Annotated in this window: 17 protein-coding genes; 3 read left to right on the forward strand and 14 right to left on the reverse strand. The window is 69.2% G+C overall.

What is annotated here, in order from left to right; translation table 11 throughout:
* The first annotated feature begins 115 nt into the window (after positions 1-115).
* A complete protein-coding gene (locus VXM69_RS37160) occupies positions 116-1,264 on the forward strand; it encodes a porin (protein WP_367190464.1) in 1,149 nt (382 codons plus the stop codon).
* A gap of 57 nt (positions 1,265-1,321) precedes the next feature.
* Here the strand turns inward: VXM69_RS37160 and VXM69_RS37165 are convergent, their stop codons facing one another.
* Positions 1,322-2,377 carry a porin gene (locus VXM69_RS37165; protein ID WP_124670012.1) on the reverse strand — a complete coding sequence of 352 codons (1,056 nt, stop codon included), beginning with the start codon at positions 2,375-2,377 and terminating at the stop codon, positions 1,322-1,324.
* Between the two features lie 312 nt (positions 2,378-2,689).
* Between VXM69_RS37165 and VXM69_RS37170 the strand changes: the two genes are divergently transcribed.
* Positions 2,690-3,418, forward strand: coding sequence for an IclR family transcriptional regulator (locus tag VXM69_RS37170; protein WP_034191825.1), 729 nt, complete (start codon positions 2,690-2,692; stop codon positions 3,416-3,418).
* 42 nt (positions 3,419-3,460) lie between these two features.
* On the opposite strand, the gene VXM69_RS37175 is transcribed toward VXM69_RS37170, so the two are convergent.
* From VXM69_RS37175 to VXM69_RS37215, 9 genes are all read right to left on the reverse strand, one after another.
* Positions 3,461-4,912, reverse strand: a complete 1,452-nt coding sequence (locus VXM69_RS37175; RefSeq protein ID WP_175027740.1) for an NAD-dependent succinate-semialdehyde dehydrogenase — start codon at positions 4,910-4,912, stop codon at positions 3,461-3,463.
* 84 nt (positions 4,913-4,996) lie between these two features.
* Positions 4,997-5,329, reverse strand: a complete 333-nt coding sequence (locus VXM69_RS37180; protein ID WP_034191827.1) for an NIPSNAP family protein — start codon at positions 5,327-5,329, stop codon at positions 4,997-4,999.
* A complete protein-coding gene (locus VXM69_RS37185; protein ID WP_367190465.1) occupies positions 5,319-6,947 on the reverse strand; it encodes a bifunctional 3-(3-hydroxy-phenyl)propionate/3-hydroxycinnamic acid hydroxylase in 1,629 nt (542 codons plus the stop codon). The genes VXM69_RS37180 and VXM69_RS37185 overlap by 11 nt, the downstream gene beginning before the upstream one ends.
* Positions 6,944-7,828, reverse strand: coding sequence for an alpha/beta fold hydrolase (locus VXM69_RS37190; protein WP_367190466.1), 885 nt, complete (start codon positions 7,826-7,828; stop codon positions 6,944-6,946). Before VXM69_RS37190 ends, VXM69_RS37185 begins: the two co-directional genes overlap by 4 nt.
* 26 nt (positions 7,829-7,854) lie before the next feature.
* Positions 7,855-8,460: an amino acid synthesis family protein gene (locus tag VXM69_RS37195; protein ID WP_034191828.1), complete on the reverse strand. Its 606-nt coding sequence runs from the start codon at positions 8,458-8,460 to the stop codon at positions 7,855-7,857.
* A 50-nt stretch (positions 8,461-8,510) separates the two neighbouring features.
* Positions 8,511-9,026, reverse strand: a complete 516-nt coding sequence (locus VXM69_RS37200) for a VOC family protein (protein WP_367190467.1) — start codon at positions 9,024-9,026, stop codon at positions 8,511-8,513.
* Between the two features lie 12 nt (positions 9,027-9,038).
* Positions 9,039-10,076: a sialidase family protein gene (locus tag VXM69_RS37205; RefSeq protein ID WP_049036230.1), complete on the reverse strand. Its 1,038-nt coding sequence runs from the start codon at positions 10,074-10,076 to the stop codon at positions 9,039-9,041.
* Positions 10,077-10,091: 15 nt separating this feature from the next.
* Positions 10,092-10,904, reverse strand: a complete 813-nt coding sequence (locus VXM69_RS37210; RefSeq protein WP_367190468.1) for an SDR family NAD(P)-dependent oxidoreductase — start codon at positions 10,902-10,904, stop codon at positions 10,092-10,094.
* A 49-nt stretch (positions 10,905-10,953) separates the two neighbouring features.
* On the reverse strand, positions 10,954-12,537 hold the full coding sequence (locus VXM69_RS37215) for an acetolactate synthase large subunit (protein ID WP_367190469.1): 1,584 nt from the start codon (positions 12,535-12,537) through the stop codon (positions 10,954-10,956).
* Between the two features lie 401 nt (positions 12,538-12,938).
* On the opposite strand from VXM69_RS37215, the gene VXM69_RS37220 reads away from it, so the two are divergent.
* Positions 12,939-15,044: a TonB-dependent siderophore receptor gene (locus VXM69_RS37220; protein WP_367190470.1), complete on the forward strand. Its 2,106-nt coding sequence runs from the start codon at positions 12,939-12,941 to the stop codon at positions 15,042-15,044.
* A 30-nt stretch (positions 15,045-15,074) separates the two neighbouring features.
* Here VXM69_RS37220 and VXM69_RS37225 read toward each other — a convergent pair whose 3' ends face one another.
* The 4 genes from VXM69_RS37225 to VXM69_RS37240 are packed head-to-tail and all read right to left on the reverse strand — an operon-like array spanning position 15,075 to position 19,001.
* The gene (locus tag VXM69_RS37225; RefSeq protein ID WP_034191834.1) at positions 15,075-16,328 is read right to left on the reverse strand and encodes an arsenic transporter; all 1,254 of its coding nucleotides are present in this window, start codon (positions 16,326-16,328) and stop codon (positions 15,075-15,077) included.
* 37 nt (positions 16,329-16,365) lie between these two features.
* On the reverse strand, positions 16,366-17,631 hold the full coding sequence (locus tag VXM69_RS37230; protein ID WP_049032425.1) for an MFS transporter: 1,266 nt from the start codon (positions 17,629-17,631) through the stop codon (positions 16,366-16,368).
* Between the two features lie 13 nt (positions 17,632-17,644).
* Entirely contained in the window at positions 17,645-18,190 is a 546-nt protein-coding gene (locus VXM69_RS37235) for a hypothetical protein (RefSeq protein WP_226252631.1), read from the reverse strand.
* Positions 18,191-18,230: 40 nt separating this feature from the next.
* Entirely contained in the window at positions 18,231-19,001 is a 771-nt protein-coding gene (locus tag VXM69_RS37240; RefSeq protein WP_059562546.1) for a hypothetical protein, read from the reverse strand.
* Between the last annotated feature and the right edge of the window lie 113 nt (positions 19,002-19,114).

Raw genomic sequence — 19,114 nt, forward strand, 5'->3', positions numbered from 1 at the left:
TTTTCCTTGCTTCGTTTTACTAACTACTACCGGACCGGTTCGGGCGTCCGATGCCCCTACACGCCCTCGAAACCGGTACCGCGCCGGCAATCCGGCGCTCACCTGGAGATCGACGATGAAGAAGATGATTGCGGCCGTATCGGCCGCCGGCGCGATGGGATTCGGCCTGACGGCCCATGCGCAGAGCAGCGTGACGCTGTACGGGCTGATCGACGAAGGCGTCAATTTCACGAGCAACGCGGGCGGCAGCAAGGCCTACCAGATGGTCAGCGGCGACACCGTCGGCAGCAACTGGGGACTCAAAGGCACCGAAGACCTCGGCGGCGGCCTGAGAGCGCTGTTCCAGCTCGAAAACGGCTTCAACGCAAGTACGGGCGCGCTCGGCGTGACGTCCCGGATGTTCGGCAGGCAGGCCTATGTCGGCCTCGATTCCGACCGGTTCGGCACGCTCACGCTCGGCCGCCAGTACGACCCCACGCTCGACATGTGGAGCCCGTTCACGGCCACCGGAAACTGGCTCGGCGACTTCGGCGCGCACCCGTACGACAACGACAACGCCGACTGGGACTACCGCATCCAGAACAGCGTCAAGTACGTGTCGCCCGCGTATGCCGGTTTCAAGGGCGAAGTACTCTACGGCCTCTCGAACCAGGCGGGCGGCTTCGCGCGAAACCGCGTCTACAGCGCGGCCGTGCAGTATCAGATGGGCGCGTTCTCCGCCGCCGTCGCCTACCTGAAGGCGAACAACGGCGGCGCGACCGCGGGCGGCGCGCTGTCGAGCGACGACACGGTATTCAGCGGCCGCTCGCAGCAGAACATCGATGCCGGCGCGTCATACAAGTTCAGCGACACGTTCACGCTCTCCGCCGCGTATTCGCACGTCGACGTGACCCACCCCGAGTCGAATCTCTACTTCGCGAACCCGCCCGCGGCAGGCACGCAGAACGCGTGGAAATTCGACAACTTCGAGGTCAACGGCCAGTATTTCTTCCGGCCGGACCTCTGGCTCGGCGCCGCCTATACGTTCACGCACGCGCATGTCGCCACGACGGCCGGCGACGTATCGCCGAGCTGGCACCAGTTGTCGATGATGCTCGACTACGACCTCAGCAAGCGGACATCGACCTACATCCAGGGTGCGTACCAGCATGCAACCGGCAACACCGGTACCGACTTCGACTACGCGCACGTGCTCGGCACGGTCGGGCAGTCGTCGGGCCGCAACCAGCTGGCGCTGCGGATCGGGATGATGCACCGGTTCTGAGCGCGGCGACCCGCGGGCCGGGTTGCCGCACGCGGCAACCCGGGCTTTCCCGTGCGGTCAGAACTGATGCCGCACCCCGACGCGCACCGCCGTCTGCGACGCGCCTGCCGCCGCTGCGCCGAGCGCGGCCTCGACCTGGGCGCCGTAAGCACTGTCGTGCCCGCGCGCGAACACAGCGTACAGCCCGGTGCGCTTCGACAGCGAATAGTCGGCGCTCAGCGTGATCTGGTTGGCCGAGCCGATGTCCCCGCCGCGCTGCTGGTACTGGAAACCGCCGCCGAGCTGCAACGAGGGCGTGACCGCATAGGTCAACCCGGCGTCGTAGGTGGTGGCGCGCAGCGGCGCGGCGGCGCTGATCCGGACGTCCGACACCATGCCGAAGACGCGGAACGCCCCGACGTTGTAGCCGGCCCCGCCCGAGAAGTTGCGTAGATTGCCGCCGGCCGTCACGTCGTGCTGGCCGAAATAGGCGAGCGCGGCGCTGAATGCACCTTGCGTGTAGGACAGCATCGCGCTTTGCACGCTGCCGCGCGCGACCGTGCCGGGCACGTTGCCGAACCCCCACATGCCGCCGAACGCGACACCGCCGAACGTCGGACTCACGTACTTCACCGCGTTGTTCACCTGCACACCCCACACGCGGTTGTCGAGCGCGCCGCCCGCCGACGCGTTCGCCGGCAAGCCCCACGCGAGCAGCCCGGCCGGCGTGTTCGCGCCGATCGCGAACGACGGCATGAGATCGCCGACGAAATCGAACTGGCGCCCGAGCGTCACGGTGCCCCAGTCGCCGCCGAGCCCGACGTAGGCTTGCGAACTGAACGCGGAGCCCGGCACGGTCAGCGTGCCGTCCGATGTCTGGAACTGGCTTTCGAGCCGGAATACCGCGAAGTTGGCGCCGCCGAGATCTTCCCTGCCCGTCAGACCCCACACGTCGTTGCGCGACACGCCCGCCTGGAGCGCGAGCTGGCGGCCGCCGTGCGGCGCGGATGCGACGTCGCTCGTATAGGTGATGCCGGTGTCCAGCGAACCGTAGAGCGTCACGCTCGACTGCGCGAACACCGGCGAAACGGCACCGCAGCCGCACAGCGCCATCATCTTCAACCACGTTCCCATCTTCTTCTCCTCATCGAATTTTCGCGCGTCGCGTCCGCGAGCCGGACCGCACGCAGGCCGTACCGGGTTGCGTCATCTTCATCGTCAACATAGGATTCCAGATCGATTCGACGCGACGCGATCTCGGGACCGTCAGTGGCATGTGTCACGCGCCTTCCTTGATGCGAGTCCGGTTGCCGCCGCCACGACTTAAGTTAGACTACGGCCCTGCCGTCGCCGATGTGTCGCGTCACCCGCGACCGCGGCGCGGCGCGAGCCGTTTCCGATCGTCCCGTTCCATTGCCGCAAGCCGCCTGATTTCCGGATCACGTCATGTCGAGCCTCACCAAAATGCTGTCCATCCTCGACGTCTTCTCTTCGTCCGCGACGTCGATGACCGCCGAGGAAATCGCCGAACACCTGGGTTTTTCACGCACCACGTGTTATCGCTACGTGAAGGAACTGGCTTCCGTCGGCCTGCTCGTCGGCACCAACGGCCGCTATACGCTGGGCCCGCGCATCATCCATCTCGACTACAACATGCGGCAGTCGGACCCGACGCTCACCGCCGCGAAGCCCGTCATCCAGAAACTGGTCCAGGTCACCGGCGGCGATGCACTCGTGTCGACGCTGTTCGACGAACAGATCATCAACGTCATGCACGAAACCGGCGCCGAGAACCTGCAGCTCGGTTTCGGCCGCGGCCGCATCATGCCGCTGTTCCAGGGCGCGTCGTCGAAAGTGATCGTGGCCGCGATGTCGCGCGCGCGCCTGAAACGGCTGCACGAACGGCACAACGCCGCGTTCGGCGAGTTCGCGGCCGACTGGACGCAGTTCTGGCGGCACTGCCAGCAGATCGTCGAGACCGGCTACTGGATCTCGCGCGGCGAACTCGACGCCGGTTTCGTCGGCATCGCCGCCCCGATCCGCACCGCCAGCAGCGGCGAGATCAACAGCAGCCTGTCGTTGGTGTTTCGCGCCGAGCACTTCGCGCTGTTCGACGAGCACGTGCTCGGCAAGCTGCTGATCGACGCCACCGCGCAGATCGGCGAAGCTACCTGAAGGCTGGCGCGACGCCGCGCGCGGGCGCCGGCGCGCGCACCGTCAGTTCAGTTGCGTGATGAATTTGGTGACCAGATAACCGTCGAAGGTCTCCGTGCCTCCCTCGCTGCCGAAGCCGCTGTCCTTCACGCCGCCGAACGGGATCTCCGCCGGCCCCATGCCGAAGTGATTGATGTTGACCATGCCGGCCTCGAGCGCGCGGCCGATGCGGTGCGCGTTGCGTGCCGATGTCGTGAATGCGTACGACGCCAGGCCGAACGGCAAACGATTGGCCTCGGCGAGCGCATCGTCGAGTGCATCGAACGGCACGATCCCGACGATCGGGCCGAACGGCTCGTCGTTCATCAGGCGCGCCTCGCGCGGCGGCGCCACGACGACCGTCGGCGCGAAGTAATGGCCGGGCCCCGGCAAACGCGTGCCGCCCGCGACGATCGCCGCGCCGTTCGCCTTCGCGTCGGCGACGAACGCGTCGATCTCCGACACGCGCCGCGCATGCGCGAGCGGCCCCATCGTGACGCCCTCCTCCAGTCCGTAGCCGACGCGGATCTTGCCGACCGCTTCCAGATACGCGGCAACGAAGCGGTCGAATACCGCGCGTTGCACGAAGAACCGCGTCGGCGACACGCACACCTGCCCGGCATTGCGAAACTTGTACGCGGCCAGCATCGTCGCGGCGCGCTCGATCTCGGCATCCGCGCAGACGATCACCGGTGCGTGTCCGCCCAGCTCCATCGTCATGCGCTTCATGTGCGACGCGGCGAGCGCCGCCAGCCGCTTGCCGACCGGCACCGAACCGGTGAACGAGATCTTGCGCACCTGCGGCGCCTCGATCAGCTGCGTCGACACGTCGCCCGGCACACCCCACACGATGTTCAGGCAGCCCGGCGGCAACCCCGCATCGTGGAAGAGGTGCGCGAGCGCGACGATCGCGCTCGGCGATTCCTCGGGCCCCTTCAGCACCAGCGTGCACCCGGACGCAAGCGCGGCCGCGATCTTGTGCATCGCCTGGCTGAACGGGAAATTCCACGGCGAAAACGCCGCGCACACGCCGATCGGCTCCCGCAGCACCGTCTGCATCACGTCCGGCGAACGCGCGGGCACGACGCGGCCGTAGGTGCGACGCCCCTCCTCCGCGTGCCATTCGAGCTGTTCCGCGGACGACACGACCTCCGCGACCGCCTCCCGAAGCGGCTTGCCCTGGTCCATCGTAATGTGGCGGCCGATGGACTCGGCGCGCTCGCGCACGAGCGAAGCGGCGCGCCGCAGGATGTCCGAGCGCACGAGCGGCGACTCGCGGCGCCATGCCGCGAACGCGCGATGCGCGGCATGCACGGCGGCGTCGATATCGGCCCGCGTCGCATGCGGCAGGTCGCCGAGCACGCGGCCGTTGCCCGGATCGACGACGGGCTGCGTGCGCCGGCCGTCGGCCGGCAGGAACCGTCCATCGACATACAGACGAAGCGGCGGGTAATCGGCGCACGCATCAGGCACCATGCGCGAAGTCAGCGGCGTAAACGGAATCAAGACGGTACCCTCGGTTGAAAGTGCGCGGTGGGCGCGGACGGTGCGACGGTCGTGTCACGCCGCCTGTTGCGGCGCTTGCAGCAAGCCGCCGATTTCCTGCCGGAGAATCTGGTTTTCCTGCCTGACGAGCAGATGCCGGACCTTGCCGCGGAACGTCCCGAACTCGGGATCGGCCATCAGCGCGGCCCGGCGCCGCGCACGCGTGTCGAGCGAATCGAATGCCCACAGATAGACGAGCTGGTTCAGCGGCCCGACTTCCGTCGCGAAACAGCCGATCATCGTGCCGAGTGCCCGCTCCTGCGCGGCGCGCCCGCATTCCGCATACAGCCGCAGATATTCGGCGACGCCGCCCGGCACCAGCGTATAGGTGCGTTGCTCAACAAACATGCGCTTCCTCCCGTTGTCGCGGCGCGAACGCCTGAAAGGCCGCGGTCGCGCGGGCCATCCCCGCGGCGTCCGTCTGCGCCGCCACGTAGCGATCGGGGCGCACCACCACGAGCGGGCCGGCATGCCGGTCGAACCATGCCGCCAGCGCGTTGTCGACGTCCTCGACGCAGGCGCTGCCGTGCACGCTGGTCACGCGCCGGGCGCGACTCGTCCCGCTGCGCGAACGGCTGACCTGCACGAAGGTCGCGCCGAGCGACGTCCAGTACGCACGATCGTCGTCACTCAGGCACGCTTGCGGATCGCACTGCCAGCCGACGATCGAGAACCACGGGCCCAGCACGTCGTCGAGTTTGCGGCGCAGGCCATCGGCCGTTTCGACGTCGGGCTGCACGATCATCCTGCCGACCGCATCCGAGCCGCCCGGCAGCACGATGCCGCGCGTGTAGCTCGGCATCGGCTTGAATCGCATCTGCAGGATGTAGTCCTTCAGCCCCGGTGCAAAGCGGACGAGCCCGAGGACGCGATCGCGCAGAAACGCGACGAGCCGGTTGGTCGGCATCAGCATCGCGCCGAAGGTGTCCGCGAGGTCGATCATCGCCTTCGCGTGATCGCGCCGCTCGGATTCGTACGTCGAGATCACGCCGGGATGCAACGCGCCACGGACGATGCCGGCCAGCTTCCACGCGAGGTTGCCCACGTCGCGCAGGCCCGCGTTCAGGCCCTGGCCGATCCACGGCGGACTCAGGTGCGCGGCATCGCCGACGAACGCCACGCGACCGACGACGAAACGCTCGGCCACGCGCGAATGGTGCGTGTAGGTGCGCGCCCGCACGATCTCGACGCGATCGATGTCGTCGACGTACGGCGCGATCAGCGCGCGAATCGAGTCGGGCTGGGCGATCGCCGCTTCGTCCTCGTGCGGAAACACGAGAAATTCCCAGCGCCGGAAATCGAACGGCAGATAGATGCAGACGTTCGGGCGGCGCGGGTCGCAGTTCAGCGCCGTGCAAGGCTGGTCGAGGCCGGCGTTCTTCACGTCGACCACGACCCACTTGATCGGATGCGTCGTGCCGGCGAGCGTGACGCCGAGCAGCTCGCGCATCGGGCTGCGTCCGCCGTCGGCCGCGACCACGTAGTCGGCCTGGAGCGCGTACTGCCGGCCGTCCGCGCGGCGCACCTGCAACGTGACGCCTCCGTCGTCCTGTTCGACATCCACCACTTCCTGACTGGTCCGCAGCGACACGTGCGGATAGCGGGCCAGCCCGGCGCGCAGCGTTCGTTCGGCCAGTTGCTGCATGAAGATGTTGCGCCGCCACCAGCCGAATTCGCGGATCGACGGGCGGATATCGGCAAAGCATTCGCCGTTCGCCTTGAACATGCGCAGCGGCACGTTCTGGATGATGTCGCGGCTCAGTTCATCGGCGAGCCCGGCTGTCTGAAACATCCGCAACGCTTCGTCGTCGATGCCGACCGCGCGCGGAAATTCGACGATCTCCGCGGCCTTCTCGACGATCACCGTCGCGATGCCGTAGAGGCCGAGCAGATTCGCCATCGCCACGCCGTTCGGCCCCGCGCCGACGATCGCGACCGATGTCCGCTCCGGATTGTTCGCCTTCATGCGTCGGCCCCCGTCCGCCACGCCGGATCGTCGAGACGATCGAGCCATGATCGCAGTGCGCGATTGAATGCATCGGGCTGGTCGTCATGCACGTAGTGCGTCGCGCCGGGCAGGTCGATCCGTTCGATTCCCGCATTGGCGGCCGCCATTTCGGCCGCCACTTCCGCGGACAGGAAGTCCGACGCGCCGCCGCGCAGCAGCAGGGTGGGCACGTGCAGGTTGAGGACGAGCGGCCACAGATGGACGAGCTGCTCCGGCGTCGCGGCCAGCCGTGCCGCCGCGATCCCGGCGGCGTCGTGCCGCCACACGATCCGTCCGTGCGCGTCTTCCTTCAGCGAGTGTGCGACCCGCGAATCGAGCGCGGATTCCGCGATGTTCGGCCGCTGATGCCGCCAGAATGCGCGCGCGTCGTCCCACGACGCGAACGCGTCCGGCGTTTCCTTCAGCTCGCGCTTGATGCGCTCGGCACCTTGCGAGCCGGCCGACGCGCCCGGGCCCATGTCCTCGATCACGAGACCGGCAAGCCGGTCCGGATTCGATGCCGCGTAGACGAACGCATTGGCGCCGCCCATCGAATGCCCGGCCAGCACGAATCGTCGCAGGTCGAGCGCGCGCACCAGCGCATCGAGATCGCGCACGTAGGCCGCCGCGTAATAGTCCCGCCTCGGATCCCAGTCGCTCAGCCCGCGCCCGCGCTGATCGAGCGCAACGACCCGGTAGCGGTTGGCCAGCGCGTCGGCAACGGGCTCCCACGTCCGCGCGTAGCTGCGCAAGCCGTGCAGCATCACCACGGCCGGCGCATCGTCGCGCCCCCAGCTCACGTAGTGCAGCCGCAACCCGTCGCTCTCGACCCATCCATCCTTGACGGACACCGTATTCATCATTCGCTCTCCGGCAGCCCCTGCTTTCACACCAGGCCGTCGCGACCGACGATCTCGCTCGCCTTCAGGCCGCCGAGCCGCGCGTGCAGGCGGCCGCGCGTCGCGAACGCGAAGATCACCAGCACTTCGTCGTCGTTGGGCGCGTCGGGAAACAGGCAGGTCACCGTGTCGTAATGCGAGCGCACGTAGAGCGCATCCTTGTGCGCGAGCGGCACGTCGATCACCGTGTTGATCGGGCCGCGCTTGCCGCTCGACGGCACCCACGACTTCCCGCCGCCGAGCGCGGCACGGATCGGCTCCGCGAAGATCGACGTGAGGAACGCGTTGCCGTGTTCGTATTCGCCCGCCGAGCCGACCAGGCACGCCTTGCCGTAGCTCTCGATCGCCTGGCCCGCCGCGAGCGACGCGATGCGTCGCGCGAATTCCTGCCCGAGCGCCGGCGACGGGCGTACGAGATCGTCAAGATTTTCGCTGTACCGCCCCGCATACGGGTTGTGCACGGCCGCGGCGATCACGATCTTGCGCAGCGGCTCGCCGTCCGCGAGCTGGCCGGTCTCGTTCGCGAGCGAATCCTCGATCTGCGTATACCACTTGCGGATATGAAAGCCTTCGAAATTGGCGATCTTGCTCATCAGTAATCCTCTATAAAGTATCGATGATGTCGGAATGAATGGACGGCGCGTCAGTCGAACAGCGGTTCGAGCTGGAAGGGATCGCTGGGCGCGTTGTACCGGTGCAGCACGCGCTTGCCTTCCTCGTCGTCCGTGACGGTTTCGCAAAAGAATTCGAGCCGGTTGCCGTCCGGGTCCAGAAAATACACGCCGATCCCGACCTTGTGATCGGTGATCTTCACGATCGGCACGTCGCGACGGATCAGCATCCCGTACAGCCGGCGCAGTTCGGTCAGGCCGCCCGCGATTTCGAGGCCGTAGTGCTGCAGGCCGATCGTGCCGAGTTCCGCATCGGACGCCGCGCGAATCAGCGCGATGTCATGGTGTTTCTGGCCGAACGACATGAACACCCACTGCTCGCCACGAGCGGTTTCCGTCATGCCGAGCACGTCGGCATACCAGATGCTCGAGCGCACCGGATCGCGCACGAACAGCGACAGGTGCGTGCGCTGCACGCGCGGTACCGGCAGCGGCAGCCCAAGCGCGTTCGCATGCGCCGCTCGTTGCTGGAGGTCAGGCTGGGTCATCGCTCGCTCCGCTCAATGCGTCGACTGCGCGTGGGCGACGAGCGGCGCTTCGAACGGCGTCCACGCCACGGCCGTGATCTCGCTGAAGTCGCGCCATTCCTTGGTCCAGCTCCGGCCGCCGTCGTGCGAACGGAACAGGTGCCCGTACTTGGTCCCCGCATAGACGAGCCCGGGCCGCGCCGCATGGACGCCGAATGCCCAGAACGTCGAATTCGGCGGCGTGCGCAGATCCGTCTCGTGCCATGCACGGCCGCGATCGGGCGAGCGGTAGATACGGCTGCGCGTGCCCGGCGTGCCGTCGCCGATCGCCATCAGCAGGTCGCCGCCGGGCGCCGCCAGCTGGACGACCGTGCGCGTGTAGTACAGCCCGTCGAAGCGGTCGCGCGACAGCTTGCCGTCCCAGGTCAGGCCGTCGTCGTCGCTCACGTGCACCGCGTTCACCGTCAGCAGCACCGTGGTCTTCGGCTGGTGCGGCCCGGCGGGCAGCACGGCGATCGCATGAATGTCGCTGTTGCGGATCGCCGTGCCGGGGCCGTCCACGCGCGTCCAGGTCGCACCGGCGTCGCGGCTGCGCCATGCGCCGCCTTCCTCCACGCCGTACCACACGTTGCGGCCGTCCTCCGGGTCCACGCAGATCGTCAGCAGCCGCGGACGATTGACGCCCGAACAGAACTCCGGGAACTCGGGAGCCGTTCGCGCCCAGGTCAGACCCGCGTCGCTCGACTTGTAGAGCGCGGCGCGCGACGGCGCGCCGGTGCCCGCATACAGCACGGCCGGATTCGCGGGATCGATCGCGACGGACCAGACTGTCTGCCCGTTCAGCAGGTTCTCGGGGCGAAACCAGTGCGCGCCGCCATCCTCGCTGATGCACAGCCCCGAATCGGCACCGGCATACACCCGCGACGGCGTCGCGGGGTCCACCGCGAGCGCGCGCACGATGCCGTCGAACTCGATGGGCTCGTCCAGCCCGAGGCGATGCCAGGTCTTGCCGTCGTCGTTCGAGCGCAGGATGCCTTGTCCGGCGGTGGCGACCAGTACGGTTGCAGTCATGCGATGCTCCTTGTGTCAGAGAAAAATGCCGCGCGTGAGCCCGCCGTCGCAGCCGATCGACTCGCCGGTGATCGAGCCGGACTTCGGGGACGCGAGAAACGCCACGATCCATCCCATTTCCTCCGGCTGCAGCACGCGCCGGATCGGCGTGACCTTCACGTAGTTGGCCTCGACCTCCGCGGCCGTCAGCCCCTGCTTCCGCGCTTCCTTCTCGTAGAGCTCGTGAATGTGCGGGGTCTCGACGACGCCCGGGTGAATCGTGTTGACCGTGATGCCGAACGGGCCGAGCTGGTCGGACAGCGTCTTGGTCAGGTGCACGATCGCGACGTTGCGCATGCCGGACAACTGCTTGCTGCCGCGGCCCGTGAGCCCGCCGACATTGACGATCCGGCCGAAACCGTGGCGCCGCATGTAGGGCGCTGCCGCCTTCGCGCAACGCAGGTAGCCGACGACCTTGATGTCGATGTCCTGGAGCAGCCCCTGCGGATCCGCGTGCTCCAGCTCCGCGCGCACGAGGCCGCCCGGATGCGCGGCGCCGTTCAGCAGGATGTCGAGCCGGCCGAAACGTTCGACGCTCGCCGCCATCGCCGCTTCGACGGACGCCATGTCGGTCGTGTCGAGCGTGACGGGCAGGATCGCGCCGGCCGCGTCGCCCAGCGGCGCGAGCGTCGCGCGAATCTCGGCGGCGGCGGCCTTGAGGTGTTCGAGGCGTCGCGCGGCAATGGCGACGTTGACGCCTTCGCGCGCCAGTTCGAGCGCGACCGCCTTGCCGATGCCCATGCTGCCGCCGGTGATGAATGCGGCTTTTCCGTGGAGTTGCAGGTCCATAACGATGAAAGATCAGAGTCGGGAGTGAAGAAGTCGGCGGGCGGCGCGATCAGGGCAGGCACATTTCGATGAGCCGCGGCCCGTCGGTGTGCGCGAGTGCGTCGTCGAGCGCCTGGGACAGCGCCTGCACCGTGCTCGTACGCTCGGCCGGTACGCCGTAGCCGCGCGACAGCGCGAGCCAGTCGATCGGCGGATCGTCCAGCAGCGTCAGGCGGCTCGCGTGCGGCGTGTCGGCCGGCAGGCCGCCGCGTGCGAGCTCGGTCTGCAGGATGCCGTAGCGCCGGTTCGAGGCGATCAGCATGACGATCGGCAGACGCTCGCGCGCCATCGTCCACAATGACTGGATCGTGTACTGCGCGCTGCCGTCGGACTGCAGCGCGAACACGCGGCGTGCCGGGCACGCGACGGCGGCGCCGAGCGCCACCGGCAAACCCTGGCCGATCGCGCCGCCGGTATTCGTGAGGATCGTGTGACGGCGCGCGCGCGCCGACGCGGTCACGAACGGATAACCGCACGTGCCGCCCTCGATCGACACGATCGCGTCGTCGGGCAGCGCATTCGCCAGCACGCGACCGACGGCTTGCGGCGTCAGCGGCCCGCTTTCCACCTGCCAGCGCTCGACGGGCACGCCGCCGGCGCCCTCCGACGCGCCGATGCGCGCGGCCAACGCGTCCAGCGCGTCGTCCGCCGCGTCGCCCGGCTCGGCCAGCGTCACGATGTCCTCGGGGCGCGCGAGTTCGCCGGGAATGCCTTCGTAGCCGAAGTACGTGACGGGAGCGAGCGCCCCCGCCAGCACCACGCGCCGGCCGGCCAGCGCGGCGAGCGCCGGCTCGGGGAAATACGGCAGGCGGTCGATGTCCGGCAGGCCGCCGCCGCGCTCGGCGCGCGCCGGAAACGTCTCGCCGAAGCAGGTCGCGCCGGTCGCCGCCGCGATGCGCGCCGCCGCGCGCTGCCCGCGTGCCGACAGCGCGCGGCCGCCCAGCAGCAGCACGGCCGGCCGGCCGCCGAGCAACTGATCGGCGACCCGCTCGACCCGGGTTCGGTCGAACGACACCGCGGCCGCGCGAACGACGGCCGGCGACACCGAACCGCCGCGCACCGCGACCGACTGCAGATCCACCGGCAGCACGAGCGTCGCGACGCCGCGCCGCGCGGCCATCGCGGCCGCAATCGCGTCGGCCGTATCCGTCGCGAGATCCGCGGCGCGCGCCACGCTGCGATACCACACCGACACCGGGCGAGCGAGGGATTCGATGTCGGACGTGAGCGGCGCGTCGTACTTCAGATGATCGCGCGTGTGATCGCCGACGATGTTCAGGATCGGCGTGCGGGCGCGGCGCGCGTTGTGCAGGTTCGCAATGCCGTTCGCGTGCCCGGGCCCGAGGTGCAGCAGCGTCATCGCGGGTTTGCCGGCCATGCGGCCGTAACCGTCGGCCGCCCCGGTGCATACGCCCTCGAACAGCCCGAGGATCGGGCGCACGCCCGCCACGGTATCCAGCGCACCGACGAACGGCATCTCGGTGGTACCGGGGTTCGCAAAACAGACGTCGACGCCCGCGTCGCGCGCCGTGGCGAGCACGACGCCCGCCCCGCTTCGTGTTCCGGCATCGATGTCCAACTGTGGGATGTTCATGCGTCCGCTCGACGGTTTGAATGAAGTGGAGATCACTTTAATCCCGAATTACGGGATTTGTCAAACTGTCCAGTTCGCGAATAACGCCAAACCGATCCTCGTTTACCCGGAAAAAATTCGACTGGATAGTGCTATCAAGGCTCAACCCCGGCGATTTCCCAGGTCCTGAGCTCGTCGTAAATTCCCGCCATTCGGAATTCACGAAATCCACCGATTGCACCAACTTCCATGGCCGCGTGCCTGTGACGAGCCGCATCGCGTCGCACACAAAAATACGAGCTTACGATTGCAAATGCCTCTCATTTACATTAAATTTCCGCGCAAATGTACCGTTTGGAACACAGATGCCGATGCGCAACCGTCAGCCCTGCCCGAACGCCAACCACATCAAAGGACAGGGTATGAGCAGGAAGAAATGGGCGGCCGCACCGATGGCCATCGTCGTCGGCGCGGCCGGCGTGGGCACCGCCGACGCGCAGGAGGCGACGCTGCCGACCATCGAGATCGCCGGGCAGCGCGCGAGCGCGCCGTTTCGCACGCGTGACTCGACGAGCGCCACGCGTGGTGACGCGGACGTGATGGAGATCCCGTTCGCGGTCAGCAGCGTCGATGCGCAACTCGTGCGGACCGTCGCGGCGACACGCGGCGAGGACCTGTACGACTGGGTCGCGGGCGTCGCGCGGCAAAACAGCTTCGGCGGGCTGTGGGACAACTACGCGGTGCGCGGCTTCGCCGGCGACGGCAACACGTCCGGCACCGATTACCTCGTCAACGGCTTTTCGTGGAATCGCGGCATCGGCGTCCCGCGCGACACCGTCAACCTCGAGCGCATGGAAGTGCTCAAGGGGCCGGCGTCGGCGCTGTACGGGCGCGGCGATCCGGGCGGCCTCATCAGCTACACGACGAAGCAGCCGCAGTTCACGCGCGCGAATACCGTCGGCGTGTCGGCCGGCAGCTATGGCGCGTTGCGCGAGACGCTCGATTCGACCGGCCCCGTGACGAAATCGCTCGCGTACCGCTTCGTCGCGATGAACGAGAACAACGGCAGCTTCCGCGATACGGTGTCGAGCAAGCGCTACCTGTTCGCGCCGTCGTTCACGTGGGACATCGGCGCGGACACGACGCTCCATTACGAATTCGAGAGCGTGCGCCAGCGCGCGCCGCTCGATCGCGGCGTGGTCGCGGTGGGCGGGCAGCTCGGCGCGATTCCCGCGTCGCGCTTCCTCGGCGAGCCGCGCGACGGCGACTTCGACGTGCGCAACACGGGCCATCAGTTCACGCTCGAGCATCGCGTCGATGCGAACTGGTCGGTCAACGCCGGCTTCGCGCAGCGCACCACCGACCTGTCCGGCCGCTCGTCCGAGGCATTCGCGCTGCAGCCGGACGGCCGCACGCTGTGGCGCCGCTACCGGCAAGTCGCATTTCACTCGAACGACCTGCAGGGCCGCCTCGAAACGGCCGGCAAGTTCCGCACTGGCGGCATCGGCCACACGCTCGTGCTGGGTATCGACGCGTACCGCTTCAACTACGACCAGTTCGTCGCGCGCTCGACACCCACGGCCGCCGCGCCGTATGCGATCGACATCTTCGATCCCGTCTACGGCCAGCCGGCGCCCGTGCCGCGCACCGCGACCAACCTGCTCGAGCGCGACGACGGCCAGGGCGTCTATGCGCAGGACACGCTCGCGTTCGGGCCGCACTGGAAAATCCTCGCGGGGCTGCGCTGGGATCGCTTTCATCAGTCGGTCGTGAACCGCCTGAAAGGCACGACGAGCCACCAGTTGCAGACCGCGTTGAGTCCGCGCCTCGGCATCGTGTACGAGATGAGCCCCGCGCTGTCGCTGTATGCGAACACCGCGTATTCGTTCCGGCCCAACAACGGCGCCGACGTAAACGGCCGCGCGTTCGATCCGGAGAAGGGGCATGGCTACGAAGTCGGCGCGAAATGGGCCAGCGCACGCTGGCTCGCCACCGTCGCGGCATTCCACGTCAACAAGCGCAACGTGCTGACCGCCGATCCGGCCAACGCCGGCTTCTCCCGCGCGGCGGGCGAGGTGCGCAGCCGCGGCGTCGAATTCGAATGGAACGGCGACCTGGGTCACGGCGTGCGCGGCCTCGTCAACGTCGCCTACGTCGATGCCGCGGTCACGCGCGACGCGGTGCTGACGCCCGGCGCACGCCTCGTCGACATTCCGCGCCTGAGCGGCAGCGCGCTGCTCCTGTACGAAACCGCGGTGCCGTTCGCGGACAAGGCCGGCGCCGGCGCCGGCGTGATCTACGTCGGACGCCGGGCCGGCAATACCGCGAACACGCAGGACGGGTTCGACCTGCCGGCCTATGCGACCGTGCAGCTGAACGGCTATGTGCAGATCGACAAGCACCTGCGCGCGTCGGTCGTGCTGAACAACCTGTTCAACCGCACCACCTACGTCAGCTCCTACAACAGCCTGTGGGTCACGCCAGGCGCGCCGCGCAGCCTGTTCGCGTCGCTCGCCTACGCGTTCTAGCCGGAATCGGCCGGCCGCCGCGCACCGCGGTCACGCGCCGAGCGCGAGCCGTGCGGCGAGCGCGAGCAGCAGGGCCGGCAACATCACGCACGCGCCGACCGCAAGGAACGCGCGGAAGCCGACCTGCAGCCCCTCGCGCCGGATAGCCGCGAGCCACAGGATCGTCGCGAGCGATCCGGTCACGGACAAGTTCGGCCCCAGGTCGACGCCGATCAGGATCGCGTCGATCACCCGGTGCGGGCTGCCCGCGGCGTCGATCGTCGAGCTCGCGAGGAGTCCGGCCGGCAGGTTGTTGACCAGATTCGACGCCAGCGCGATCGCGACGCCCGCCACGGCCGCGGCGGTCTGCTCGCCGCTTGCCGTCAGCGCGCGCAGCAGCCCGGCCAGCGCACGCACCGCGCCGCTCCGGTCGAGCGCCTCGACCAGGACGAACAGCCCGGCGACGAGCGGCAACACGCTCCATGAAATCGCGCGAACGATCGGCACGGCTGCCGTGCGATCCCGAACCAGCACGCACGCGACCGTGACGACACCCGCCGCCGCGGTCGGCAACCCGAGCGGAAGATCGAGCGCCGACACCGCCATCAGCGCGGCGGCCGTGACCGCGATGCCGGCCAGCGCGATACGGCCGCCGCCGGTGAGCGGCCGCGTCGGCAGGCCCGATTCGCAACGACCGCGCAGCGCGTGTCGCTGGGTGATCCGCAGCATCCCGTACGTGCAGGCGATCGACACGACGGACGGAACCGCGAAGTGGGCCAGCCATGCGCCGAGCGGCGGCATGCGCGCGCCGTACAGCACGAGGTTCGCCGGGTTCGAGATCGGCAGCACGAAACTCGCCGCGTTCGCGACGAACGCGCAGATGTACAGCAGCGGCAGCGGCTCGGCCTTCGCGCGGCGCGCGGCCGCGACGACCGCGGGCGTCAGCACGACGGCGGTCGCATCGTTGGACAGGAAGACCGTCGTCACCGCGCCCACCAGGTAGACGAGCGCGAACAGGCGCCGGGGCGAACCCTGCGCGCGATTGACGACGCGCGTCGCGACCCAGTCGAACAGCCCTTCGCGCCGCGCGACCTCGGACAGCAGCATCATGCCGGTCAGGAACAGGTACACGTCGCCGCCCTTCGCGACGGCCTCGAGCGCCGGATGCACGGGCAGCAGGCCGCATGCGACCAGCAGCAGCGCGCCGCTCACCGCCCAGGTCGCCTCGGGCCAGCCGAACGGACGCGCGATGACGCCCGCCGTGGCGAGCGCGGAAATCAGCCATGCAAGCGAAACGGAATTCATGGACAAGTCGGAAATGACATGGAGAGGACAGGCACGTTCATGACGACGTGGCCGGCAGATCGGCCGGCTTGCCGCACACGCTGCTCAGCGCGCGCGCATGGCCGAGCCAGAGCGCGAGCGACCCGGTCGACACGGCGCCCAGCACGACGAATGCGGCCGGATAACCGAAGTGCTGCGCGAGCACGCCGCCCAGCGCGGGACTGAGCGCCGCGCCGATGCCCTGCGCGGTCGCGACGGCGCCCTGCCCGGCGTTCACGCGGCCGGAGCCGTGCAGCAGGCGTACGACGAGCGCCGGCACGACGACGCTCTGCAGGCCGGCGCCGATACCGTCGAGCACCTGCACCGGCCAGACGCCCGCCTCGCTCATCAGCACGGCGGCGAGCGCGCCGCGCACCGGCAGCACCAGATAGGACAGCAGCAGCACGCGCCAATAGCCGTGCGCGCGGATCAACCGGGGGGCGAGCCACGCGGCCGCGATCATCACGAGCTGCGCGATGACGATGGTCTGCGCGGTGAACATGCTCGCGTTGCTGCGATGCGTGGCGACCACGCCCATCCCGTAGAGCGGCAGCATCGCCGCGTTGCCGAGATGAAACAGCGCGAGCGACGCACCGAGCAGGACCAGCGGCCGGTTCGAGGCCAGCGTACGCATGCCGCCGACGCGCATCGTCGGCGCGCCCGCGGGCCGGTCGTCGTGCGCGGCAAGCGTTCGCGGCGCGGCAGGCTCGGTGTCGAGGCCACGCGCGCACGCATGGTCGATGGCCTGCCCGGGAATCGCCAGCGTGCTCGCGATCGCGAGGATCGTGAACACGGCGACGAGCGCGAACACCGCGTCGAATCCCGCATGCCAGCCGAGCCAGCCGGCGAGCGCCGCGCCCACGACGTTGCCCGCGTGGTTCGCCATCTGGTTGCGGCCGAACTGCCGGTCGAAACCCTGCCGGCGCGCGATGCCGAGCGTCACGCCCGCGACGGCCGGCGCCAGCGCCGCGCCGCCGACGGCGGCCAGGATCTGCGACGCCGCCACCGCCGGATAGCCGTCGGCGACCATCAGCGCCAGCGAGGCGAGCGCCGTCACGGCGGTGGCCACGATGATCAGCGCGCGCTTCGCGCGCAGCGCATCGACGAGCGCGCCGGCCGGCGGCGTCGCGGCCATCGCGGCGAGCCCGGCCAGCGTCATGACCGAGCCGATCGCGTCGGCGCTCCAGCCGCGCGACAGCAGGATCACGCCGACGAACGGGCCGATGCCGGCCTGCACGTCGGCCAGGAAAAAGTTGAGCGCCTCGAGCGCGCGCGTCGGTTTCATGGTCGACGGGCGGTCATTCGTCTTCCGCATCGACGAGTTCGGCGATCTCGCTGACATCGAGCACGGCGCCGTATCGCGTGACGACGCCTTGTCCCCACGCCATGACATGGACACCGGCGCGCAGATAGTCGCTCAGTTCGGCCGCCGCATGGGGCGGCACCCGCAGCACGGCACCGTTCTCCAGCAACGCGCCGTTCAGCTCGCCTTTCGGGCCGTGCAGCGCGAACGCGACCTCGCCGCTCATCTCCATCGGCGTGCGGCCGCCATGCGGCGGCTTCGGCGTACCGTGCACGGGCCCGTCGTCGACGATCTCGACGCCGTGGCGCCCGGTCAGTTGCACCGCGGCGATCGTCTCGGCGCCGCGCATCTTGACGCCGCGCACGCGAATGCGGTCGCCTACCTCGATGTGGCGAACCAGTTCGCGGCCCAGATGCGGCGGCACGTGAACCTGCAGGTCGCCGTTCAGGACCAGGCCGTCGATGTCGCCGTGCGGGTTGAGCAGGAACTGCGTGACGCGGCCGCGCGTTTCGGGCAGGCAGGCGGGATCGATCCAGTGCATGGCAGGACTCCTTATTGGATGAAGAGAAAACGACGTACGATCAGCGCGCGACGTCGTCATAGAGATTCACGACGCGGCCCGGCGCACCGAACGCGGTGGCCTGCAGCGCTTCGCCATAGGCGTTGCGCGTGCCGTACCCGACCGCGGCCACGCGCGCGCCGGGCACGAGCAGCCCGCCGAATTGCTGGGCGGCCGGCACGGTCAGCTTGACGATCGCGCCGTCGTCGAGCATCACGCCGTCCGGCTCGCCGCGCGGCGCGCGCATGACGCGCCGCACGACGCCGGACACGCTGATCCGGGTCAGATTGACGCCGCGCAGCGCGGGCGGCATCGGCGCGGCAGGTGCCGGCGGCTGGTCCGACAGCGACGCGCCGGTGCGGTCGTTGCGCACGACGCGCGCGTGGAGGTCGTCGCCGAGGCGGCGTTCCCCGGCCACCGTGACGCGCTCGCCCGGCCGCGCGAGCGCGACCAGTTGCGTGCCGAGATGCGGCGGCAGGCGGACGAGCGTGCCGTCGGTCAGCACGAAACCGTCGACGTCGCCTTCCGGGTTGATCGTCATGCGTGCCAGCGTGCCGGACACGAGCGCGTCGGGAGCGATGCCGCCGCCGGGCACGCCGACCGGCGGCGCCGGGTCGAGGCCGGCGCGCGGCGGTGCGCCGGGCGGCTCGTCCGCACGCGGCGCGGGCGGAATCTGCGCGGCGCAGGCGGTCGCCGCGGCAAGCAGCGCGACGGCGCACAGTCCGACAGCGGTGCGGCGAACGGCGGCGCGCCGCGGCGGCCGCGAACGCGCGGCAAGTGGGGTCGACATCATGGCGGGCTCCGGCAACGGGTTGCGATGCGTCGATATTCGCAACACGCGTGCCAGCACGCGCGCGCCCGCCGGGCGGTGTTCCGGACGACGGACCGTGCAAGACGTGTCGGGAT

This window comes from Burkholderia sp. Ed8 (assembly GCF_040761425.1).
Lineage (GTDB): Bacteria > Pseudomonadota > Gammaproteobacteria > Burkholderiales > Burkholderiaceae > Burkholderia > Burkholderia seminalis.